Origin of the sequence: Leptolyngbya sp. FACHB-671 (assembly GCF_014695745.1) — a bacterium.
Taxonomy (GTDB): domain Bacteria; phylum Cyanobacteriota; class Cyanobacteriia; order Elainellales; family Elainellaceae; genus JAAUTN01.
On sequence record NZ_JACJOV010000153.1, the window covers coordinates 255,415 to 276,796 of the forward strand.

At 47.9% G+C, this 21,382-nt stretch carries 21 protein-coding genes and 1 tRNA gene; 10 read left to right on the forward strand and 12 right to left on the reverse strand.

The window, feature by feature from the left end:
* The first annotated feature begins 142 nt into the window (after positions 1-142).
* The 3 genes from H6F93_RS26490 to frr all read left to right on the forward strand — a co-directional run bounded on the left by H6F93_RS26490 (position 143) and on the right by frr (position 2,032).
* Positions 143-688: a thioredoxin family protein gene (locus tag H6F93_RS26490; RefSeq protein ID WP_190687442.1), complete on the forward strand. Its 546-nt coding sequence runs from the start codon at positions 143-145 to the stop codon at positions 686-688.
* An 80-nt stretch (positions 689-768) separates the two neighbouring features.
* The gene (gene pyrH, locus H6F93_RS26495) at positions 769-1,497 is read left to right on the forward strand and encodes a UMP kinase (RefSeq protein ID WP_190645133.1); all 729 of its coding nucleotides are present in this window, start codon (positions 769-771) and stop codon (positions 1,495-1,497) included.
* A complete protein-coding gene (frr, locus tag H6F93_RS26500; protein ID WP_190687446.1) occupies positions 1,484-2,032 on the forward strand; it encodes a ribosome recycling factor in 549 nt (182 codons plus the stop codon). Before pyrH ends, frr begins: the two co-directional genes overlap by 14 nt.
* A 12-nt stretch (positions 2,033-2,044) precedes the next feature.
* Here the strand turns inward: frr and H6F93_RS26505 are convergent, their stop codons facing one another.
* Positions 2,045-2,209 (reverse strand): family 2 glycosyl transferase, encoded by a 165-nt coding sequence (locus tag H6F93_RS26505; protein WP_190645131.1) that lies wholly within the window; start codon positions 2,207-2,209, stop codon positions 2,045-2,047.
* Positions 2,210-2,714: 505 nt separating this feature from the next.
* Between H6F93_RS26505 and H6F93_RS26510 the strand changes: the two genes are divergently transcribed.
* The gene (locus H6F93_RS26510) at positions 2,715-3,845 is read left to right on the forward strand and encodes a geranylgeranyl reductase family protein (protein WP_190645130.1); all 1,131 of its coding nucleotides are present in this window, start codon (positions 2,715-2,717) and stop codon (positions 3,843-3,845) included.
* 128 nt (positions 3,846-3,973) lie between these two features.
* On the opposite strand, the gene H6F93_RS26515 is transcribed toward H6F93_RS26510, so the two are convergent.
* Entirely contained in the window at positions 3,974-4,612 is a 639-nt protein-coding gene (locus H6F93_RS26515) for a hypothetical protein (protein ID WP_190645129.1), read from the reverse strand.
* A 253-nt stretch (positions 4,613-4,865) separates the two neighbouring features.
* Here H6F93_RS26515 and H6F93_RS26520 point away from each other — a divergent pair, with 253 nt between their 5' ends.
* On the forward strand, positions 4,866-5,204 hold the full coding sequence (locus tag H6F93_RS26520; protein ID WP_190645128.1) for a P-II family nitrogen regulator: 339 nt from the start codon (positions 4,866-4,868) through the stop codon (positions 5,202-5,204).
* A gap of 279 nt (positions 5,205-5,483) precedes the next feature.
* Positions 5,484-7,037 carry an adenylate/guanylate cyclase domain-containing protein gene (locus tag H6F93_RS26525; RefSeq protein ID WP_190687450.1) on the forward strand — a complete coding sequence of 518 codons (1,554 nt, stop codon included), beginning with the start codon at positions 5,484-5,486 and terminating at the stop codon, positions 7,035-7,037.
* 69 nt (positions 7,038-7,106) lie between these two features.
* Here H6F93_RS26525 and H6F93_RS26530 read toward each other — a convergent pair whose 3' ends face one another.
* The 3 genes from H6F93_RS26530 to mrdA form a co-directional block, all read right to left on the reverse strand.
* The gene (locus H6F93_RS26530; RefSeq protein ID WP_190645126.1) at positions 7,107-7,874 is read right to left on the reverse strand and encodes a MinD/ParA family ATP-binding protein; all 768 of its coding nucleotides are present in this window, start codon (positions 7,872-7,874) and stop codon (positions 7,107-7,109) included.
* A 288-nt stretch (positions 7,875-8,162) separates the two neighbouring features.
* Positions 8,163-8,588, reverse strand: a complete 426-nt coding sequence (locus H6F93_RS26535) for a DUF8738 domain-containing protein (RefSeq protein WP_190687452.1) — start codon at positions 8,586-8,588, stop codon at positions 8,163-8,165.
* A gap of 146 nt (positions 8,589-8,734) precedes the next feature.
* Entirely contained in the window at positions 8,735-10,510 is a 1,776-nt protein-coding gene (gene mrdA / locus H6F93_RS26540) for a penicillin-binding protein 2 (protein WP_190687454.1), read from the reverse strand.
* Between the two features lie 493 nt (positions 10,511-11,003).
* Here mrdA and H6F93_RS26545 point away from each other — a divergent pair, with 493 nt between their 5' ends.
* Complete coding sequence (locus H6F93_RS26545) at positions 11,004-11,339, forward strand: STAS domain-containing protein (protein ID WP_190687456.1); 336 nt, start codon at positions 11,004-11,006, stop codon at positions 11,337-11,339.
* A 5-nt stretch (positions 11,340-11,344) separates the two neighbouring features.
* Here the strand turns inward: H6F93_RS26545 and H6F93_RS26550 are convergent, their stop codons facing one another.
* A complete protein-coding gene (locus tag H6F93_RS26550; RefSeq protein ID WP_190687458.1) occupies positions 11,345-12,475 on the reverse strand; it encodes a PP2C family protein-serine/threonine phosphatase in 1,131 nt (376 codons plus the stop codon).
* A 210-nt stretch (positions 12,476-12,685) separates the two neighbouring features.
* On the opposite strand from H6F93_RS26550, the gene H6F93_RS26555 reads away from it, so the two are divergent.
* Positions 12,686-13,117 carry an ATP-binding protein gene (locus H6F93_RS26555; RefSeq protein ID WP_190687460.1) on the forward strand — a complete coding sequence of 144 codons (432 nt, stop codon included), beginning with the start codon at positions 12,686-12,688 and terminating at the stop codon, positions 13,115-13,117.
* Between the two features lie 22 nt (positions 13,118-13,139).
* Here H6F93_RS26555 and H6F93_RS26560 read toward each other — a convergent pair whose 3' ends face one another.
* From H6F93_RS26560 to H6F93_RS34835, 6 genes are all read right to left on the reverse strand, one after another.
* A complete protein-coding gene (locus H6F93_RS26560) occupies positions 13,140-16,277 on the reverse strand; it encodes a hybrid sensor histidine kinase/response regulator (protein ID WP_190687462.1) in 3,138 nt (1,045 codons plus the stop codon).
* A 347-nt stretch (positions 16,278-16,624) separates the two neighbouring features.
* Positions 16,625-16,813: a CPXCG motif-containing cysteine-rich protein gene (locus tag H6F93_RS26565; protein ID WP_190645119.1), complete on the reverse strand. Its 189-nt coding sequence runs from the start codon at positions 16,811-16,813 to the stop codon at positions 16,625-16,627.
* 32 nt (positions 16,814-16,845) lie between these two features.
* Positions 16,846-18,222 (reverse strand): glycoside hydrolase 100 family protein, encoded by a 1,377-nt coding sequence (locus H6F93_RS26570; protein ID WP_190687466.1) that lies wholly within the window; start codon positions 18,220-18,222, stop codon positions 16,846-16,848.
* A gap of 152 nt (positions 18,223-18,374) precedes the next feature.
* Positions 18,375-18,842, reverse strand: a complete 468-nt coding sequence (locus tag H6F93_RS26575; RefSeq protein ID WP_524538022.1) for a thiol-disulfide oxidoreductase DCC family protein — start codon at positions 18,840-18,842, stop codon at positions 18,375-18,377.
* A 164-nt stretch (positions 18,843-19,006) separates the two neighbouring features.
* The gene (locus H6F93_RS26580) at positions 19,007-19,675 is read right to left on the reverse strand and encodes an Npun_F0813 family protein (RefSeq protein ID WP_190645116.1); all 669 of its coding nucleotides are present in this window, start codon (positions 19,673-19,675) and stop codon (positions 19,007-19,009) included.
* A gap of 53 nt (positions 19,676-19,728) precedes the next feature.
* Positions 19,729-19,851 (reverse strand): hypothetical protein, encoded by a 123-nt coding sequence (locus H6F93_RS34835; RefSeq protein ID WP_277881968.1) that lies wholly within the window; start codon positions 19,849-19,851, stop codon positions 19,729-19,731.
* A 201-nt stretch (positions 19,852-20,052) separates the two neighbouring features.
* On the opposite strand from H6F93_RS34835, the gene H6F93_RS26585 reads away from it, so the two are divergent.
* Both H6F93_RS26585 and H6F93_RS26590 read left to right on the forward strand, forming a co-directional pair.
* Positions 20,053-20,126: transfer RNA gene (locus tag H6F93_RS26585), tRNA-Arg, on the forward strand.
* 60 nt (positions 20,127-20,186) lie between these two features.
* Positions 20,187-21,002 carry a TlyA family RNA methyltransferase gene (locus H6F93_RS26590; RefSeq protein ID WP_190687475.1) on the forward strand — a complete coding sequence of 272 codons (816 nt, stop codon included), beginning with the start codon at positions 20,187-20,189 and terminating at the stop codon, positions 21,000-21,002.
* The last annotated feature ends 380 nt before the right edge of the window (positions 21,003-21,382 follow it).

The following is a 21,382-nucleotide window of genomic DNA, read 5'->3' on the forward strand; positions in this document are numbered from 1 at the left end:
ATGGATATCTTGTTTGAGCAACAGGAATTCTAGCTGGTTTGTCATTTGTCGCTCGTCGCTTGTTTGCGTCTGCCAAGGACCAACGACTGATGACCAATGACGAATAACCAATGACCCCTTTAGTCAGGCAACGCAAGCTCTCATGGAAAAAACAGGAACCCCCATCGGCAGCTACGCTCCTGATTTTGAACTGCCGGGAATCGACGGCATGGTGCATCATCTAGCTCGCTACCTGGAGAAAGCTCCAGCAGTGGGCGTGATTTTTATGTGTAACCACTGCCCCTATGTGCAGCTATATCTGAGCCGTTTAAAGCAGATTCAGACCGATTTTCAGAGCCAGGGATTTACGTTAATTGGGATCAATGCCAATGACGATAAGCGCTATCCCGATGACAGTTTTGAGAATATGAAACAGTTTGCAGCAGCACAGCAGCTTAATTTTCCTTACTTACGTGACATCACCCAGGATGTTGCCAAAACCTTTGGAGCAGAGAGAACACCAGAAGCATTTTTGATCGACCGGTCAGGTATTCTCCGCTACAGTGGGCTGATTGATGACAGCCCTCAAGATCCAGATGCAGTTCGGGTGAGTTATTTACGGGATGCGATTGCCCAACTCTTAGCTCACGGCTCAGTTACAGTACCTTCCACCAATTCGGTCGGCTGCTCCGTGAAATGGCGGCAGTAAAAGTGGCTACCTAAATTTCACGGAATTACACCTGTGCTGTTATCTTAGGTGGAGCAACCTGAGTTAAAAATTGTCACTGCATGGGGATAACTTACCAGCGGGTTTTGTTGAAGCTGAGCGGTGAAGCACTGATGGGCGACCTTTCCTATGGGATCGACCCAAAAGTTGTGCAAGACATCGCTCAAGAGGTCGCAGCCGTCGTCGCAAACGGAGTGCAAGTCGCAATCGTCGTCGGTGGCGGCAACATCTTTCGTGGAGTCAAGGGCGCGGCAGCCGGAATGGATCGGGCAACGGCTGACTATATCGGCATGATTGCCACAGTGATGAACGCAATGACGCTGCAAGATGCACTAGAGCAAATTGGCGTTCCGACACGCGTCCAAACGGCGATTGAGATGCAGGAAGTAGCTGAACCCTACATTCGCCGTCGGGCAATTCGCCACTTGGAAAAGGGCAGGGTCGTAATCTTTGGAGCAGGGTCGGGCAACCCATTCTTCACCACAGATACGACAGCGGCACTGAGAGCGGCTGAGATCAACGCCGAGGTTGTCTTTAAGGCAACTAAGGTCGATGGAGTCTATGACTCTGATCCGAGAAAAAATCCAAATGCTCGCCGCTTTCAAACCCTGACCTACGGGCATGTGTTAACCCAAGACCTCCGCGTGATGGATGGCACGGCGATCGCTCTGTGCAAAGATAACGATATACCTATCATCGTGTTCGACCTTTCCGTTTCGGGGAATATTCGCCGAGCCGTGATGGGAGAACCGATTGGAACAATTGTGAGAGGTTCTTGTGAAATTAGCTGAAATTGAAAGCCAGATGCAGAAATCGATTGAAGCGACTCAGCGCTCCTTCAACACGATTCGTACTGGGCGAGCAAACGCAGCGATTTTAGATCGGGTGATGGTGGAATATTACGGCAGCCCCACGCCGCTCAAATCTCTGGCTGGTATCAACACCCCTGACGCTAGCACGATTACGATTCAACCTTACGACCGGGGTGCTTTGAATCTGATTGAGAAGGCCATTTCGCTGTCAGATATTGGCTTAACGCCGAATAATGATGGCTCCACCATTCGGTTAAACATTCCGCCATTGACGAGCGATCGCCGTAAAGAATTAGTCAAAGTTGCTGCTAAGTTTGCAGAAGAAGGCAAAGTCGCGATTCGGAACATTCGCCGAGATGCGATCGACGCAGTTCGCAAGCAAGAAAAAAGTAGCGAAATTTCGGAAGACGAGGCTCGTGATATCCAGGACAATATCCAGAAACTGACTGATAAGTACATTGCCAAAGTAGACACCCTTCTGGCTGAAAAAGAAGCCGATATCCTGAAGGTTTAACGACTCAAATCTTTATGCAACTTGCACCTGTGCATGACGCACCACGTAAGCGACATGCAGAGGATAGCCATGTGCATAAATTGCATCTACGCATTTGAGCGCAGCATCACGATTTTTGTAGGAGCGCAGAACCCGCTCTCTGCCGTTGGCGTATTGAATGCAAAGTTGCCAAATCATAGTCCTATCCTCGTGAATCACAACAGGCTTGGAATAAATGCTGTGGGCGATGGTTTCGCCACAGCCCACAGCATGAAGAAGGTCTAATCCTGGAAGTACCCTTTTGACTCAAGGTGACTTCATCAATCTTTCATACACAATCGTATAGGCTTCATCAGGACTTTGTACTCCGTGCAAATGTCCAATTTGATCTAAATCACAAGCACAATGCCTACCCCGTCACATACAAGGATTCACTGTCCGGCATTGCTTAGCACTGTCCGGATTTCTGGGTAAACAAAACGCATTGAAGATAAAGAACTGCATCAACTTCCTCGGAATCGAAGCATCGAAGCTGATTCTTCAACTCTCCTTCATGGAAGTTTCAGAAAACTTTTCGCTAAAAACGTGATCACAGCCAGCCTGGATTCTAGACTGTGAACTACGTAGTTTTGGGGTTGAGTAGCAGAATGCCCAGTGTAACTACCAGATCAATTTGGTGTACTAGGAGCTAGATTCAAAGCTTATGTTTGATTGCATTATTGTGGGCGCAGGGCCAGCCGGTGGCACTGCGGCATATCATCTGGCAAAGCGCGGACGCTCAGTCTTAGTGCTAGAAAAAGCTTCCCTGCCCCGCTATAAGCCTTGTGGCGGTGGCGTATCGCCACAAGTAGCTGAGTGGTTTGACTTCGACTTTAGCCCTGCGATTTCAATCAAGGTCAATGCGATTCGCTATACCTGGAAAATGGGCGATCCAGTCGAGGCAAAGCTAAAGGACTCAGAACCCATTTGGATGGTGCGGCGGGATGTATTTGACCATTTCCTCGTGCAGCAGGCGCAGAAGCAAGGCGCAGAACTCCGTGACAATACCGAAGTTACAGGAATTGAGTTTAAGAGTGACCACTGGCAAGTTAATACTGCAAATGGGCCCGTCACCGGACGCTACGTGATTGCAGCGGATGGAGCTAAAGGGTCAATGGCAAAATGGCTTGGTTTCAAAGACCGCAAACGCCGTTTTGCGGGAGCGCTAGAAGCCGAAGCAGCAGCCAATGTGAAAGACCCCGAATCTGCTCATTTTGAGTTTGGTATGGTCAAGAATGGCTATATCTGGAACTTCCCTAAGGCAGATGGCTACTCGATTGGTGTAGGCACCTTCCGGGGTGGTGAGCAGCAAGATTTCAAAGCAATCTTGACCGAATACGCTACCCTGTTTGGCATTGACCTTAAGACCACGCAGCAATATGGACATCCGCTTTGCTTGTGGGATGGCAACCAAAAGCTGCATACGCAAAACGCGCTACTAGCGGGTGAAGCTGCCTGTGTTGTTGATCCGTTTACTGCTGAAGGGATTCGTCCTTCTATCTTTACTGGGGTAAAGGCAGCAGAGGCAATTGATGGGGCGATCGCTGGGGACAAAAATGCCCTAGAACGCTATACCCAAGTCATTAGCGATGAATGGGGCGCTGATATGGTTTGGGCTCAACGCCTTGCCGGGATCTTTTACCGGGCACCTGGCATTGGCTATCGGGTAGGAGTCAAGCGCCCTTCCGCAACTGAGCGGATGGTCAAAATCTTGTGTGGCGAACTGCGTTATGCAGACGTTGCTAATCGAGCGATGAAGCGGCTAGGTGCGGGGCTAATTCCGGGTATGGGATAGGTTGCTACAGTTACCCTTCCACTACCGCAGTCCTTGAGGGCGTAGCATTCGGGCAGAAATTCTCAGTATGGTTCAGAGTTTATCTGCGGAATGCTACGCCCCTAGGCGAAGCTTAAATTTCAAACCTTTCAAGGTTGCTTAGAGGCTTCTAGTGCCAGAATCGCTTTCACTTCTTCAAGCAGTTGATCTTGTTGCAGGCGAATTGCTTCTAGTTGGTTCAGCAGATCGGCTAGCCGCTGGTTTTTGTCTGGTTCAGGAGCGGACTTAGGCAAGGTAGCAACCGTAAACAAACTAATGATGCTGCACCAGACCCAGTGAATCAGCCTCAGCGGGGCGTGAAGTAAAGCAACCCAGGCTTGCTGCACTAGGTTGGCGATCGCCCCAATCAGTCCCCACAGCAGCACCAACAGCAACAGCCCGATCACCAAAGCATAGAGCGGGTGCGTAATCAGCCACGCCAACATCGGGTGAGTTGTCAGCCAGTCTTGAAAGGAACCTAAGACAACGTTCTGCATTCCTTCTCCAAAAGCATTTCCCATACGTCCACCGCGCTGCATTGTTCCACCAATCATTCCATCCAGGGAGGTCCTAGCACTTGCTGCCGTTTCAGTTAGGGTTGCTTTAGTTTGATGAATAGGCTGGGCAATCGTCTGGGTTGCCTGCTCAGAAAAACTAGCAGCAGCGTTCTGAGCTTCTCCAAACATTGCTGTCAGCCGATCTGTGACCTGACTTTTGACCTTTGTCACCAAATTAATGCCCTGCTCCATAATTCCCCAACCTCCCTACTGCCATTATGCTAAGTAGTGCCCAATCCGCTCAATCTGGAATTTGTCTACTTCGTATTCCTTAAAGATTGCAAGTTAAACAAAACCCGATTTTGAAAGACGGTAGTGGCAAGATGAGGATTGATAGCTCTACCGTAAAATGTATTGAATGTTACAAAATATCACTTCCTAGCGGTGGTAGAAACATTCATGCTAGTAAGCGCATTAGTGAACCGAGTAAGGAGTGAAGGGATACATGAAAAAGGTTGAAGCAATTATTCGCCCTTTTAAGCTAGATGAAGTCAAGATTGCACTGGTAAATGCAGGCATTGTCGGCATGACCGTTTCTGAAGTTCGAGGATTTGGACGGCAAAAAGGACAGACCGAGCGCTATCGCGGTTCAGAGTATACAGTTGAATTTTTACAAAAACTGAAAGTCGAGATCGTTGTAGAGAATGATCAGGTTGACATGGTCGTCGAAAAAATTATCGTCGCTGCCCGCACTGGCGAAATTGGCGATGGCAAAATTTTCATCACGCCCGTGGACGAAATCATCCGCATTCGTACAGGCGAGAAAAACTTAGAAGCCATCTAAACACTAAAAGCCCTTTAAACAACACACTGCCCTTCCAGGGCATACTCTATTCCCTCTTGCCGAGACAGCGAGTTATCACATCTCGACAAGAGGGAAAATTGTGCCTGATTTTTTGGAGCGAGGCTTTCAGGCAGAAATTTTGTGTACCCGAATCGAAATTTGACTTGAAGGTTCTGCCCTACCAACTGAACTTGAACAGGCAAGGCGATTAGCCTTTAAAACAATTTCTACAAATGGAGAATTGCTATAGTTCAGTTCATATTCCATTGGTAGAACTTGATGCTGTTTGACTCTGCTCCTGATTTGGCAGCAATTGAGTTACGATTGCGGCAGCTTTTGCCTGCTAGCTTATATGCAGAAATTTGGGTTGAGCCGTTGCCCAATAGCTTAATGCGGGTGTTTGAGCATTTGCGAACGCTTCAACATGTTTTACACGGCTATATGCCCCGGCAGGTTCTAGAATTGCCGCCCTGTCCAGGTGAGGTGCGTTATTCCTGGCAAGAGGGCACGCTGTTATTCACTGACCTAGCAGGTTTTACCCCTCTAATGGAGGCAAACGCAGCCCACGGTCAGCAAGGCGCGCTGCTGCTGCTGGACATACTCAATCGCTATTTCTCCGAGATGGTCGAGATCGTAAGCAAATCAGGTGGCGATCTGCTTGAGTTCACAGGGGATGCAATACTGGTACAGTTTCTAGCTGACTCATATGAGAGTGATGCTGCTCAGGCAGTGCGAGCAGGCTTGCGAATGCAGCGGGCAATGGCTCATTTTAAGGATATAGAAACGCCTCAAGGCAAATTTTGTCTTGAAATGCGGGTGGGGATTCATACCGGACGCTTTCTTACAGCAGACATCGGCACACCGATGAGAATGGCGCATGTGCTATTGGGTAGTACGGTACAGCAAGCAAAATATGCGGAGGGGGCAGGTGAGGTAGGCAGAGTTTGTCTAACGGATAAGGTGGGCGATCGCCTTCGGAGCAAATTTCGGCTTGAGTCTCTGAATGCAGATCTCAATGCAGATCATGTCTTGGTCAAGGATGACCTCATGCTGGAGCAGCTAGGGGAATATGACATCACACCCAGTCGTCGCCGCCTTTCCAGCTCCCTCTTACTCGATCGCAGCCCACAAGGATTGATTGCTGAAATTCAAGAAGCAGTAAAGCGAATTGAGCCGCTTGCCAGCTATTTGTCCACGCCAATCCTCAATTTGTTAGTTGAAAGTGCTGCAAAACGCCAAATTTCACCAAATTTTCCAGAAGCTACCGTCGTTTTTGTTAATTTGGTTGGCTTTCCGGAGTCGATAGATAAAGCGACCTCAGATGAGGTTAAGGATGTAGTCGGCAGCTTTTCGCGCACGTTTGCCTTAGTTCATGCGGCAGTGCGATCGCATGGCGGCATTCTACAAAAAGTCACCTATCATCTGGTTGGGTCAGACGTTTTAATCTATTTTGGCGTTTTGGATGCTCACACGGATGACGCTGTGCGGGCAGCTAGAGCAGCTACAGCAATACAGGAAATCGTGATGAAACTGTCTACGCTGATGGTTGAAGGTCAACCTGCAGAAGTCACCTGCCGGATTGGAATTGCGTCTGGCTTTGTATTTGCTGCCGAGATTGGTGAACCCAGAGGCAGGCGAGAATTTAATATTCTCGGTGATCCCGTGAATACGGCAGCGCGATTGGCCATGCAGGCAACCCCCAATCAGATTTTGGTGACGGAGCAGGTTTATGGAGCGATCGCCCCCCAGTTCAGCGGTGAGCCATTAGGGAAGATCGCCCTCAAGGGCAAAGTTTTACCAACCGCTATCTTTGCCTTGCAAAGCCAGCTATAGAAGTACCGAAAAAGACGAGAAGGAGTGCGCCTTCTGCTCTAAAATCACGTCTAGAGTGACAGTCGAGGATCAGCGTTTGCTCATAATTTGCTGAGCGATCGCTTCCACAATTCGACTCAAGGGATGCTGAGGATATTTCACCGAAAATATGCCTGCGCTAGCCAGCACCATCATTTCATCAGAATGAGGCAAAACTCCAGCGACTACAGCACTATAAGCCTCCTCAACCTTTTGCTTGAGTAAATCAAAATCAAAGACGGTGGGCGCTTTGTTAACCACCATTAACAGCTTAGGAACTTCTAGCTTACGAGCCACATCCACCGTAACGGCCGTTCCTTGATAGTCCTGCTGATCGGGTCTCAAAATTAGCACCAGCACATCAGAAATGGTGATCGACAGCAACGTTTCCTCATTGAGTCCCGGATGCGTATCAATTAGCAGGTAGTCCAACCTCAACGCTTTAACCAGGTCTTGAAAGCCATCATTGAGCAATCCTACGTCATAGCCTTCTCGCAGCACCTTGGCAATTTCTCCAGCTTTGGCACTAGAAGGTACTAAGAAGAGCTTGCTGCGTTCAGTGCCTTTTCCCTCTAAGACTGAGGTGACATCATAGGCAACCTCCTGGATAGTACGGCGACCCCAAAGATAGTCATTGAGCGAGCGGTCAATCTGGTCTTCATCAAAACCAAAGAGAACATGAATTCCAGGAGATTGAATATCAGTATCGACCACACCAACCCGATAGCCATGACGGGCAATCGTTGCAGCCAGATTAGCGGTTGAATTGGACTTACCCGTTCCGCCACGGTAGGAATGGATCGAAACGATCATAGACATGGGTTTACCTCTAGCCGAAGGAAGTTGGAGACAACCGAATGCAGCTTACTGTGGCTAAAACAACCTATCTTCAATTTGGATCTGCTGCTAGCTCAACCTCAACATTCAAGTCAGTTCACCCTGATTCAGCCTAATCTGGTTTGATTCCCGAAAATCATTTTGAGAGTAGGTATTCCCAATTCAGAAAATTTTTCTGCAAGTCTCTACCTTGGTTGCGTGTAGCATCATAACGCCAATGTAATGCAAATTGGTAGACGTTACCCCTGCCCTTTTCTACCTTTAAGGACGTTAATCAGAAGGACTTTCAGCCAGGCGAATTGTTTGCCCTGAGTGATCTGTGTGCACAACATAAGCTCCATTAGGAGTGTTGAACACGATGCGGTATCCGGGTGTGATCATCTCAGCACAGAACTCTTCTGGACTGGGAACTCCTATGCAAGCGTTATTCCAATCTACTGGTTCAAACTGTTGTAGGGCGATCGCCTCACTGGTGATCGCCGTCTCCGCTGCCAAAAATGATTTTAGGCGCTCTGTTAATGCAGCAGGCAAAACCGTTACTGGGTTAGGAGATGTAGTTGTTGCCGTTGGAGATGGGACATCTGCCTCCAATGGAGCTGTCTCCGGGTCAACCGCATCTGAATTCAGTGCTGGACTACAGGCACTTACTAGTACCAACAGCACGAGCGTTAAGCAGACGACAATAATCTGGCGCATGGGAAACTTTGCCCTTTAGCTAAGGTGCATGTAAGCCAACGACTTACACCTACACCCTAAACCTTTGAGCCATTGCTTTAGGGAGGAATTTTAGAGGTAGAAACAATCCTTCTACCTCTAAAATTCCTCCCTAACCAAGCTGCTGATCAGCGCTGTCCAAAGTAGGTTTTGTAGATTTCGTGTGCAATCGGGACAGCCGTTACCCCACCGAAACCACCATTTTCAACGACTACTGCGATCGCAATCTGGGGATCATCCACTGGTCCATAGCCTACGAATACCGCATTGTCTTTTTGACCCGGTACTTCTGCAGTGCCCGTTTTGCCAGCCGTCAAAGGAATAGAACCATCATTTAGCCGACGAGCAGTTCCTTCCTGCACGGCTGCGACCAGTCCCACTCGAATAGCTTCAATGTTCTCTGGAGACAGCCCCGTTTCAACCCGTTCGTTGGCCATTGTTTCAGTTTGATTGCTCAGCAGATGAGGTTTGACCCGCCAGCCACCATTAGCGATCGCCGACACAAGAACTGTCATCTCAAGTGGTGTAACCTGCACCAAACCTTGACCGATAGACATACTTACTGTGTCGCCCGTATACCAGGGTTCGCCATACAGCTCCTCCTTTTGCTCTGGAGTAGGCACAGATCCTCGGCTGCCCCCATCTAGCCCCAAATCGGTGATCCCAACTCCTAAAGCTTCTGCCCAATGCGCGATTTGCTCTGGTCCAGCAGCAATGCCAACCTGGTAGAAAAAGGTATTGCTACTAACTGCCATCGCCTTGCGAAACCCAATCGGACCATAACCGCCGCTATGCTCGTTAAAAACAGTGCCGCCAACGTTAATCGAAGCGTAGGTATTCACGATAGAGTCTGGGGAAAATTTGCCCGACTGCAATCCCGCCGCCGCTGTAACAATTTTGAAGGTGCTGCCAGGAGGGTAACCCTGTAAAGCCCGATTCAAAAACGGCTGGCTTTCTCCGTTGAGTTGTTGCCACTCTGACTCTGTAACGCGACGGGTAAAGATATTGGGATCAAAGCTAGGACCGCTAGCGATCGCCAGCACTGCCCCCGTTTTTACATCCATTACCACCACTGCCCCTCGTCGTTGAGCAAGCGCTCGCTCAGCCGTCTGCTGTAAATCCAAATCCAGCGTTAGCCGCACCTGATTACCTGCCACAGCAGGGTCCGTACCCATCCAGCGTAATTCTTGCCCTCGTGCATTCACCTCAACCTTACGACTGCCCCAGCGACCGTCTAGCTCAGCGTTGGCTAACCGCTCGATCCCCATTTGCCCCACGATCATGCCATAGGGATAATCCGGGTTCTCCTTCAAGTCCTCCTCAGTCGCCTCGCCAATGTAGCCCAGCACGTGAGCTGCCAAATCGCCATGAGGATAATAGCGACTCGACTCGGCGATCGTTTCTACACCAGGAAACTGAGCCGACTGCTCAGCCAAAGCGACAAACGCACTTTGATTGAGTTGCTGAGTAATGCGGACAGGCATCGGTGAGTTGTAGCCCGCCTTCTCCAGTTGCTCAATGATTTCTGCGGCTGGCGTATTTAATAACGGGCTGAGGCGAGAAGCCGTCACCTGCCACTGTTCGGGTGACTGTTGACGCGGCCAAAGATATACCGAACGGGCCAACCGGTTGGCTGCAAACAGTTTCCCGTCGCGATCAGTAATATTGCCTCGATCAGAAGGAATCGGGATCAGTCGAACTCGATTTTGTTCTGCAAGGCGCTGGTTAAACTCGCCCTGAACTAACTGCAAATGGGTGAGACGCACCACAAATGCGCTCATGATTGCAGTCGTAAAAAGCATTAAAAATACTCCACGCCATACCAACTTATCCCGGCTGGCTGATCGCAGCAGGGAAGTTTTGGCAGAGCGTCTATCGGATGCATAAGAAATTCCACTAGCCATCTGCACTGCGTCCGCAAAATTTAGTGTACGGTGTCTTGGGATTTCACAAATTTCTCGGTTTGCGGTTAAATTTGCAGTTCCCTCGGGCACTTATATAGAAATTTTTAAGCCCCTTGCTTTGTTACCATCCCTCAATGAGTGATCCAAATCCGGATTTTTAGCGGTTAAGACACTGATGGGGGTTGCAAGTAGAGTACAAGACGAAGATTAAAACTTCGCTAAAACTTTTATCTTTGTCAGCTTGAGCTGGGCTTGCACCAATAAAACAGCACCCAGCAATTTTTAGGATAGGAAAGCACTAACTTCAAGGCGACAGGACTACTGTTGTTTCCCAATTCATAGCAGGTGTTTTACCCCAACGTCACCTGTTTTGCAGTTTCTGTTTCAGTTTTTCATGCATGGCTATCGCGTTCTCACACGTTAGAGCTAGAGGCAATGTGGGCAGTATGAAGAGGTAGTAGCCCTCATCCAACGCCGCACTTGGACATAAGCCATGAAAACTATCAAAGTGATACAGCCTGCTGGCATCCTAGACAGCACAAAAGCAACCGAAATTCGACGCGAGGTTGCTGATGTAGTGGAACAAAACGCAGGAATTGTATTGATCGACCTGAAAGACGTAACGTTTGTTGATAGTTCAGGCTTAGGTGCGCTGGTTGTCGCACTTAAAACAGTTCGAGCAGCAGGCGGCAAGCTCTACATCTGCTCAATCAATGATCAGGTGAAAATGCTATTTGAACTCACCAGTATGGATCGAGTGTTTGAGGTATTTACAGATCGAGCAGAGTTTAACCAGCAAGTCTTAACGACTTGTACTAATTCACTTTAGGCAGATTAATCAAAACGAACTCTAAGTAGGGATAAATCGTCATTAAAGGCTGCTTCGTTGCTGAGCAAATGAACTGTTTCTAACAGTTCATCCAGGTTAGAAGTATTTCCCTGCTTGGTTAGCAAATCAATGAACGGCTCTAGTCCCCAGATTTCTTCATTGGTTTGACGTATTTCATAAACGCCGTCACTAAACACATATAGATTACCGCCTACTGGAATCTCGCAACGGCTACTTGTAAAGGAAACGTCCGTTAACATGCCGACCGGTAGCGCTGGAGTTTTGAGCAACTGAACTTCTAACGCTCCATTTTCAGTGTTAGATGCCAAAACTGCGGGTGGATGTCCAGCACTCGCGTAGGTCATCTGACGTTTAGCCTGATTATAAACGCCGTACCAAATCGTGAAGTATTTCTCGTTCTGGCTATTCATTTGAAAGGTTTCGTTTAACCCTCGAAGAACATCATGGGGTTGGTAGAAGTTGACATCGGGTAAGGACTGCGATCGCAACAAATTTAATACTGCGATTGACGGTAAAGCTGCTCCTAATCCATGTCCTGAAACATCGAGTAGATAAATGACTAGATAGTCTGGGTCGAGCCAAAAATAGTCAAAACAATCTCCCCCCAACTGGCGAGAGGGGATGAACCGGGCATCGATAGAAATCTTGCCGACCAAGGGAGCAGGAAGCAGCGATCGCACGTATTCGGCTGCCTCTGCTAATTCTGCCTCTAGAAGTTGTTTTTGGGTTTGCAGGTCACGGGTAAGCTGGTGTAATCGCAGTCCAGCCCGCACTCTTGCCTGTAGCTCGGTCAGCTCAATTGGTTTAGCGAGAAAATCATCCGCGCCTGTATCCAAACCTTGAACACGGTCAGCTGTTGCACCGCGGGCGGTTAGTAGGATAAAAAATGTTGTGGAAAGCTCTAAGTTGGACTTGACCTGCCGACAAACTTCCAGTCCATCAATTCCGGGCATCATCCAGTCACAAATAATTAATGCTGGGTGGAGGTTTTGTGCCTGCTCTAACCCAGCTTCACCATTGTCCACTGTTGTAACAGTATGCCCTTGACCTTGGAGTGATTTTCTTAAAATTAATCTAATAATAGGATCGTCATCAATGACTAATATTTGTGCCATATAGCAGTCCTAAATCAAGTGTGAGATAAGTGATTTGTGAGAAGCGCGTTTCTCAGAGGTGTGCCTCTCACAATCCATTTAGGATTGCTATAGATCATTAACGTATAGCGCTCCGAGTTGATGTTTAAGGTTTGATTTTGCAAGACTATACACATTACGAAATGCCACGTTGTCAGCATTAGACATTTTTTTATATCAGGATGTTTTCAGTTGGAAGTCGTTAAACAGGCACATCTTCAAGTTAATACAGATCTTGGTGCGCTGACTCAAATTCTGTCTTGGTTTGATCAGTTTAACAGCGCTATTATTCCACCCTCGATCTGGCTACAGTGCCAGTTAGCTCTAGCAGAAGGTTTTACAAATGCAGTGCGCCATGCCCATAAAAACGCTCCTCAAGAGACACCGATCGATATAGAAATTACCTTGTTTGACCAACTACTGGAGATTCGTATCTGGGATGTTGGATCAGGGTTTGATTTAAACCAACAATTAAACCAGATGCCGCTAGAAGCCGATTCTGATGCAGAAGGAGGACGAGGCTTAAAGTTGATGCAACAACTATCAGATTCACTTACCTATACCCAAACTGGCGATCGCCGAAACTGTTTGCTTATTGCGAAGAAGTTTAGTGCCCCTGCTTAAGGGGTAATGACCCAACTCCAGTTCAGATTTTGGCTTCGACGAAGGCTCGAATTTTGTCAAGAGACAGTTCAATTTCTGCTAGAAAACGCTCAGGGGTTTGAAGCTGTTTTTGGCGAGCCTGCTGCTCTAGATGCTCCGCAGCAGCCTGCATGATTTTGGCACCCACGTTAGCACTGGCTCCCTTAATGTGATGGGCAGCCTGTTCAGCTTGCCACAGGTCTTGATTAGCGATCGCCCCTTTCAATGTTTCAAGGTGAATTTGGCTGTCTTCAACAAAAATTTGTAGTAGCTCCAGTTCAAATTCGCGGTTGCCGTCAGAGATTTGATGCAGATGCTTCCAGTTGAGTTGAGTGTTAAGGGCATCACGCGCCGCATCGGGCGTCGTTGACTGATCTTGCAGGGCAGCTGAATCTGTCAGAATGGCTTTTCCCCAACGATCTAACATGGCGGCTAATACATCCTTACGTACAGGTTTGCTCAAGTAATCGTCCATCCCAGCGGCGATCGCTCTCTCCTGGTCTTCTTGAAGCGCATTAGCAGTAACTGCAATAATCACAGTTTGACGTTGAGTTAGCCTTTCCTGCTCCATTTTACGAATCAGGCGAGTTGCTTCGTATCCATCCAGTATGGGCATTTGGCAATCCATCAAAACGATATCGTAATCGATCTGAGCGATCGCCTCTATAGCTGTTTGACCATTAGCAGCTAAATCTGCCTTAAATCCCAAACTGTTGAGTTGTTTTAACGTTACCTTCTGATTAACAACATTGTCTTCGACTAACAAAATTTTGAGGTTAGATTCAGCAGGCAATACAGCGACTGGACGCTCTGGCGGGACCTCCTGGGTAACTTCCTGTGGATTTTCGGTGCTGGCAAGACTGTCAGAGGCAAGAGATAGAAAACATTCCAAAAGCCGTGATTGTCTCACGGGTTTTACTAGATAGGCAGAAAAATCGAGTTCTAATGCCCGATGAACACCGGATGCCAAATCAACGGAGGTCATCATCATAACCAAGTGGGTATCTGCCAAAGTAGCGTCAGCTTTAATTTGTTGCGCTAGTGATTTTGCATCTATTTCTGGCATCTGAATGTCTAAGAGTGCCAGATTGTAGGGAGCATCAGACAGAGCACCTTGACGCAACTGTTGCAGAGCGATCGCCGCACTCTCAGCCTCAGTCACTTGCATTCCCCAAACCATTGCTTGATAGCGCAAAATTTTGCGATAGGTCGCATTGTCATCAACAATCAGCAGCCTTAACCCACTCAACACTTGAATCGTTTCTTTAGCGACAGGCGGAACAGGGGGAACTGTTTGCTTATCAAACGTAAGTGAAACCCAAAACTTTGACCCTTGCCCTAAGGTACTTTCCAGTCCAATTTGTCCACCCATCAATTCCACAAGCTGCCTAGAAATTGCCAATCCCAGTCCCGTTCCGCCATATTTGCGAGTCGTTGAAGCATCGACTTGAGAAAAGGGCTGAAACAGCCTTGCCTGAGATTCTGGCGCAATGCCAATGCCACTATCAAAGACGGAAAACATGACAGTTGCCGAAGACGGTGTTTCTGTTACTAATGCCGCTTGAATAACGACCTCTCCAACATCTGTAAATTTGATTGCATTGTTAACCAAATTGGTCAAAATCTGCCGCAGGCGGTTGGCATCACCGCGTAGATAAGTTGGCACATTGCGATAAATTAAAGTTGCAACTTCAACTCCTTTTTCGTGTGCCTTGGTTGCCAAAAGTTCAGCAACTTCTTCAACACAGTTCTTTAAATCAAAATCTAAAACTTCTAACTCCATTTCTCCAGCTTCTAATTTGGAGAAATCTAGAATTTGATTAATTAACATCAGCAGACTGTCACCGCTCATTTGAATCGTTTCTACGAAATCTTGCTGTTCAGGGTTGAGCTGAGAATCTAGCAACAAACCGGTCATGCCTAGAACAGCATTCATGGGTGTACGAATTTCATGACTGACGATCGCCAGAAATGCACTTTTCATTTGAGAGGCTTGCTCTGCTTCTTTGCGAGCTTGCTCTAGCGCCAGGTTTTGTTGTGCAAGCTGCTGCCGCTGCTGCACCTCTTGAGCCAGCAACCGTGCCTGAACAATTGCGATGCCTACATGGTTAGCAAGCTGTCCTAAAAATTCCACTTCAAAGCTCTGCCATTGGCGAGGTTGACCACACTGATGAGCAATCAGCAAGCCCCAAAGCTGATGACTAGCAAGAATTGGCACCACTAGGTTTGCCCGTACCTGAAAGCGGTCTAGCAAGGCGAAGTGGCAAGGGGTCAGGTTTGCCTGCTGGATGTCGTCAGCAGCCCAAATTCGCCCTTGATGGTATTGCTCGCCCTGCCCCTCTTTAAAGCAGGTATCTTCAATCAATTCGCCTAGCGCAGCTGTCCACGGCGGTTCTACTGATTCAACCACGACCCTGCCCATCCAATCAGGCTCAAAGCGATACATCAGTACCCGGTCAGCCCGAAGGAAGCGTCTGACCTCGGCTACAGTAGTGGTCAAAATCTTTTCCAGGTTAAGCGATTGACGAATACGGAGGGCGATGTCTGCGAGGAGCTGCGATCGCTGATTCTGACGCTGCAGTTCTGCTTCTGCTCGTCGTCGCTCTAAAACGCCGCCAATTCCTCCTGCCAACGCTAGCAGAGTAGATTCTTCGGCTTCAGACCATTGACGCTCAGAATGGCAATCGTCTAAGCCAATAAACCCATTGAAATTGCCGTTGACTAGAATGGGCACCACTAGAATAGACAAAACGCCCTGTGCTTTCAGTAGGGACTGTTCAGGGAATGGTAAATCTCTAACCAGAGTGGCGATCGTCTCGCCTCGGTGCAGTGTGTTGTACCAATAGCAGGACTCTTTGTAGGGCAAATTTTGTAGAGCCGGGTTGCCTAACTGAGCCAAGCTAGGATCTTGCGTCCATTCATGGCGAAGGCTGGTATGTAGCGATGATTTACCCGGTACCAGGTGGTTTTCAAAAATGCAAATCCGGTCAACCTCAGCAGCTTGTCCAAGAATCTGCAAGGCTTCGTCGAGCGCCAGGCTATAGTTTGTGCTGGTTAGAAGCTGGTTAGTGGCTCGCGCAACGCCCTGAAGCAGTTGACTCCATCGCCTCATTTCTAGTTCTGCCTGTTGGTGCTGCGTCATGCGATTAGCAAACAATTAGCAAAGTAGGCAAAAGCAACCCTTCTATACCGATAAGCTTTTTTCGAACGGGTACGAGCGTGGTTTTGCTGCTGCTTACATCAGTGATTAGGAGATTTAGATACAGATGAATTGCAATATAACGGGTCTATCCAAACCAAAACTTCACCTTTAAATCACTACTCTGATTCACCCATGCACCATGCAGCAACAACAAAGACAACACTCCAAATGAGCCACCTAGGAGGCTGAAACAAAGTTAGCAAATTTAGTGGTAAATAAGCTATTACATCTAATACCAGTAATCCCAAGAACAAGCTAAAAGCGAGCATGATTAGAGACATACAGGTTTAGCCTTCGTATTCAGTGTCAATTTCAATCTCTAGGGTGTCTTCATCGATGCGAACATAAAGAATATTGGGGCGACAACACACCTGACAGTCTTCGACATAGGACTGTTGGCTACCTGCACTTAAATCAATGAAAGTGAGGTTAGTCTCACCACAGTAGGCGCATCCATACTCTGCTGTATTCTGCATAAGGAATGATTTGATTTACCCAGAAGAATCAATTACCCGGGAAGAACGGGATCAAAAGTAACTAGTTTCAGATGATCAGGGTTCGCAATTAGTTCTTTGGCAAGTAGGTAACCAGCAATCGTCCAGGTTTGATATTTTCGTGCCTCTTTGCCGATTAGCCGTCCATCTGGTCCGTCGTAGTATTCGGGCCATTGGTCTAACACGAGTCGACGTTCTGCAATGGCGATCGCATGATGAGCCAATTCACCTCGGTCCATCTTTTTAGCTGCCGCCGTCAGCATCCAGAGCAGCACGGGCCAACTTCCGCCATTGTGGTAGGACCAGGGGCGATTTTTAGGATCAGCACCCGTAACTATTTTCCAATCTGTGTCTTCTAACGCTGGGTAGCAGAGCTTCATCGGCATGTGGCTGACCAAATCACTCCAGCGCAACTCAATCAAATTCAAAATTCTGTGAGATTGCTGCTCATCCACTAATGAAGTGATCACGGCTAGTAGATTTCCCAAAGAGAAAAAACGGCAGTCGAGTTGAGAAGGTCCCAGGTTACCTGCCAGATAGCCCCCTGCTTCCGGTAGCCAGTTTGCCAGCCGATAAAACGGAATGGAGTCGGAGTAAATGTTGAACTGGTTGAGTGCTTCTTCGCCATATTCCTCTACCTGAAAGCGGTAGATAACGTTGAGGCGATCGGAGTCGAGCCAGTAATTCTCCCGAATTTGTCTGAGCAAAGGTACCAGACGACTTTGGATCGCCTGAATCATAAATTGGTTTTCCGGGCTAGGAATCAAAAGCTCTAGGCTGGCTTGCAAGGCTGCATAAAACAGCGCTTGAATATCTAGAGGATGTCCGTAAAGCCCCATACGGCGATCGATCATGCCTGCACCGTCGGGAACTAGCACCATCGGGTACATGTCGAACCGAGTGACCAGGCAAAGCTCCAAGCTGAGGCGAATTCCTTCTTGAAAATCGGCTTGATGGGCTAGGTCGGTGTCTTGACTAGCAATGACATAGGCTCGGAGCAGGACAATCCACCACAGACAAGAATCTGCCGGTGCAACTCGACCGATCGCATGGTTACCAAAGTCTGCTTTTACGTATTCTTTGCCGCCTTGGGAAGCAATTTTGAAGCTGGCTGGCATCAATCCGCGACTGGGCTTTGAGCAGTCCAGCTGTCCTGTTTTGGGCTGCAATTTCAAAGTTTCTTCTAAGAAATTGCGAACGATGTCGGTTCTTCCTTTGATTAGAAAGACTAGCGCCGAGGAAACAAAATCTCGAATAAAGCACTGGTCGTAGTTCAATGCTGAGATGTCTGGATCGCAAGCGGCGATCGTGCCAACAGGACGACCCTGGTAATAAATAATTGAATGTTCAAGCGCGTCCCAGGCTTGTTCTACGATTAAACGATCGCTCAAGCGTTAGTCCTCTCTAAGCTACACACCAAGAAGTGTAGGCAATGCCTACTCTACAGATATACGACAAACTAAGAAGCTCATAGGTTTATGGTAAGGCGATCGCCCATTCAAATCGTTACAGACCCGGTTTAAACTGCTACGAACCAAACCTGCTATTTGTCAGGCAGGCGGCAGCGATCTTGAGTATTGCATTCAAGCCGCTTTTGGCGATCGACAACAAGGGTAGCTAAGTCTGCTCGTCCAGTCAAAGCCAATCGTTTGTCTGCCCAGATTTCATACAGCCAGTCAACCAAACGACCGACAATAGGCAACTTGGTGACCGCGTAAATCCAGCCGATTCCCAGAACTTCGTAGACTCGACGAAACACCTCAACGTTTTTGATCACCGTGCCGTCGGGCAACACAGCGTGAATGCGCCCCATTGCGGTTTCAAAGTCCACACCGCCATTGGCTTCGGGGGCATAATCATCAGCAGCAATATCAACAAACGCGACTCGACCGCGACCCGCATCTCGCTTTTGTAAAAAGTTCACTTCTCGTAAGCACAGCGGACACTCACCGTCATACAGCAGCTTAATCTGCCACGTCGGACCAGAGGATGCAGGAGGTGCTGTGGTCACTGTTGATTTTCGGGAGTTTGACGGAGACATAAGCAGACTTGGGGCTAACTGTTTCAATCAGGACGATAAGTATCTTTCTATAGTCTAACCTCACAAAACTTAACATTCAGCTCTAAGCAGTGCTGTTCATAACAGCGATCGCTAGCAAATTGACGAGCGCGAACCTACAGCCACTCCTTACCGTATGGAGACTGCTTCAACCAACCTAAGAATTGCGTTCGATCTTTTGCTGACATGTCTTGCAAGGCATCCATGACTCGTTCTGTGAAGGTTGCATTACCAAAATGCTCTTTCCCGATTCGGTGCAGTTCTCGCAGCAGCGTGTTTAGATGATGTTCTTGCCAGGAAGGAATTTGTAGCGATGCTAGTGGGTCAATCGTCAATAGCTGGTTAATTGCGGCAGGCGATTCGGTCTGAGGGAAGCGCCCCTGTTGAAAGACTGCTGTGATCTCTTTCTGAAATAAGCCGACTTGTCTGGCTCCCAGCAAATCTTCGATGTCGATGTACATCGCCTGCAACAATAACAAACACGCCTGGATGAAATGCGGTGTAGTTTCATCATCGGATTGAGCATCAGGATCAACCCCAAGCTGCTCCAGACGCACTTTGCCCCACACGCTATAGCGTTCAGGTTCTTCTAATAGGACGCAGGCTTTGCCCCGATTGTCGGTTAAATCTCGCCAAAAAGCTTTGGCTTCCTCTTCCTGGGAAGCGTTAAAGACGCTAATCAGACGAAAAGTTTGCCCCTGATATTGCAGGATTGGAATTTGCTGATCCCTTTTTGGATGCTGAACGCTTGAGATTTCAACATCCTGCCTCTTTAGGATAAACATGACGCTGCCAATTTACTCCTGTCAAGACTAGGGATACGGGGTAGACGCAAAACTCATTCAGGCAAGCCCTCCAGATGGAAAGTGCCGTCTAAATTGAGCTGATCGTGAACAGCGATCGCCTCAGTTAACTTTACTATCCCATCTAAAACTGATTTGAGTTGGTTTTCAGTGTACATCTGTTGTTGAACTATTCTGCAACTAACTCCTGTGTTAGAAGCTGAGATATTAGCTGAACCAATATAACGTTTGTTTTGATACTATATATTGGTTCGCGAAAAGGTTAGTACAGAGAAGTTTGGTTTCCCGATGTGTTCAGGGCAGCCATTGCAGCACCTTGGCACCAGTGAGCCTTCTTAGCCTGATTCGCTTCAATACATGCTCCAGTAGCTCAGGTGGATAGAGCAACTGCCTTCTAAGCAGTTGGTCGCTGGTTCGAGTCCAGCCTGGGGCGTTAGATTTGGGCGTGAAGGGTAATTCCTTTACCCCAATTTTCCTTACCTCATTCCCAAATTTGGCTAAACAGCGACTCGATACTCTTTTAGTGGAACTGAATCTCGCAGACTCCCGCCAGCAGGCCCAGCGGCTGATTCGGGCAGGGGAGGTGATGGTAAATCAGCAACTTGTTGACAAACCCGGAACTGAAGTGGAGGTTGCGGCTCAGATTCAGGTGAAGCAGCGATCGCCTTTTGTCTCTAGAGGCGGTGAAAAACTCGCAAGGGCACTCCAGGTTTTCCAGCTTCCAATTGCAGAGCGAATTTGCCTGGATGCAGGAATTTCTACAGGAGGCTTTACAGATTGTCTGCTCCAAGCTGGTGCAAAGCAGGTATATGGTGTAGACGTCGGCTATGGACAAGTCGCTTGGAGCCTGCGTCAGGATCAACGTGTGGTGCTGCGAGAGCGAACCAATCTGCGAAACCTGAAACCCGAAGAGCTTTATATTGCCGAGCAGCCCTATCCTGATCTGGGCGTTGCAGATGTTTCGTTTATTTCTTTAACTAAAATTTTGCCTGCACTGTGGCACCTGCTTCAGGCTCCACGAGAAGTGGTGCTGCTGGTCAAACCTCAATTTGAGGTTGGGCGAGAAAAGGTTGGGAAAAAAGGTGTTGTGCGAGACTTGCAGGATCAGGCAGGGGCGATCGCCCAAGTCCTAGATTCAGCTCAAGATTTGGGTTGGCAGTATCGTGGGTTAACCTGGTCACCGCTGTTAGGACCAGCCGGCAATATTGAATATCTGTTGTGGTTGCACATGGAAAGTTCAGCAGTAGCACCTACGCTAGCAGAAATTGAGCAGGTCACTAAAATCGCTCAGCAAGAGTTGAGAAAGTAGGGCGAGAAGATACTTAAGAAATGGCGAATGATCTTACGTGGCAATAGCAAGTAATGAATAAGCAATCACAAAATCTAGAATGCTGTATTTTCTTAAAAGGGCAAACGTAGCGCTAGACTAGGAGGCGATCGCAACTTTACACGAACTTTTTAAAATGTAGAGAACCCAATTCATGCTCTACACAATTTTGTTAGTGGGAGTTAAGCGATTCAGCCGATTAGTTTTAGAACAATTGTACAGAGAATTATAGATGTAACGGATTACTCAGACATTCAGCAATGACTCCACAAGAATTCAGAGAAGCCTATTTAGAATCGCAAAACGATCTGGGCAATCATCTCCAAACTCTCACAGATTTAACCTCGCAGTTTGAAGAATTA

What these genes read in the sequence shown, in the direction of transcription:
- H6F93_RS26490 (WP_190687442.1), top strand. Translation starts at nt 143, where the DNA reads ATGGAAAAAACAGGAACCCCCATCGGCAGCTACGCTCCTGATTTTGAA.
- pyrH (WP_190645133.1), top strand. Translation starts at nt 769, where the DNA reads ATGGGGATAACTTACCAGCGGGTTTTGTTGAAGCTGAGCGGTGAAGCA.
- H6F93_RS26505 (WP_190645131.1), bottom strand. Translation starts at nt 2,209, where the DNA reads ATGATTTGGCAACTTTGCATTCAATACGCCAACGGCAGAGAGCGGGTT.
- H6F93_RS26510 (WP_190645130.1), top strand. Translation starts at nt 2,715, where the DNA reads ATGTTTGATTGCATTATTGTGGGCGCAGGGCCAGCCGGTGGCACTGCG.
- H6F93_RS26515 (WP_190645129.1), bottom strand. Translation starts at nt 4,612, where the DNA reads ATGGAGCAGGGCATTAATTTGGTGACAAAGGTCAAAAGTCAGGTCACA.
- H6F93_RS26520 (WP_190645128.1), top strand. Translation starts at nt 4,866, where the DNA reads ATGAAAAAGGTTGAAGCAATTATTCGCCCTTTTAAGCTAGATGAAGTC.
- H6F93_RS26525 (WP_190687450.1), top strand. Translation starts at nt 5,484, where the DNA reads ATGCTGTTTGACTCTGCTCCTGATTTGGCAGCAATTGAGTTACGATTG.
- H6F93_RS26530 (WP_190645126.1), bottom strand. Translation starts at nt 7,874, where the DNA reads ATGTCTATGATCGTTTCGATCCATTCCTACCGTGGCGGAACGGGTAAG.
- H6F93_RS26535 (WP_190687452.1), bottom strand. Translation starts at nt 8,588, where the DNA reads ATGCGCCAGATTATTGTCGTCTGCTTAACGCTCGTGCTGTTGGTACTA.
- mrdA (WP_190687454.1), bottom strand. Translation starts at nt 10,510, where the DNA reads ATGGCTAGTGGAATTTCTTATGCATCCGATAGACGCTCTGCCAAAACT.
- H6F93_RS26545 (WP_190687456.1), top strand. Translation starts at nt 11,004, where the DNA reads ATGAAAACTATCAAAGTGATACAGCCTGCTGGCATCCTAGACAGCACA.
- H6F93_RS26550 (WP_190687458.1), bottom strand. Translation starts at nt 12,475, where the DNA reads ATGGCACAAATATTAGTCATTGATGACGATCCTATTATTAGATTAATT.
- H6F93_RS26560 (WP_190687462.1), bottom strand. Translation starts at nt 16,277, where the DNA reads ATGACGCAGCACCAACAGGCAGAACTAGAAATGAGGCGATGGAGTCAA.
- H6F93_RS26565 (WP_190645119.1), bottom strand. Translation starts at nt 16,813, where the DNA reads ATGCAGAATACAGCAGAGTATGGATGCGCCTACTGTGGTGAGACTAAC.
- H6F93_RS26580 (WP_190645116.1), bottom strand. Translation starts at nt 19,675, where the DNA reads ATGTTTATCCTAAAGAGGCAGGATGTTGAAATCTCAAGCGTTCAGCAT.
- H6F93_RS34835 (WP_277881968.1), bottom strand. Translation starts at nt 19,851, where the DNA reads ATGTACACTGAAAACCAACTCAAATCAGTTTTAGATGGGATAGTAAAG.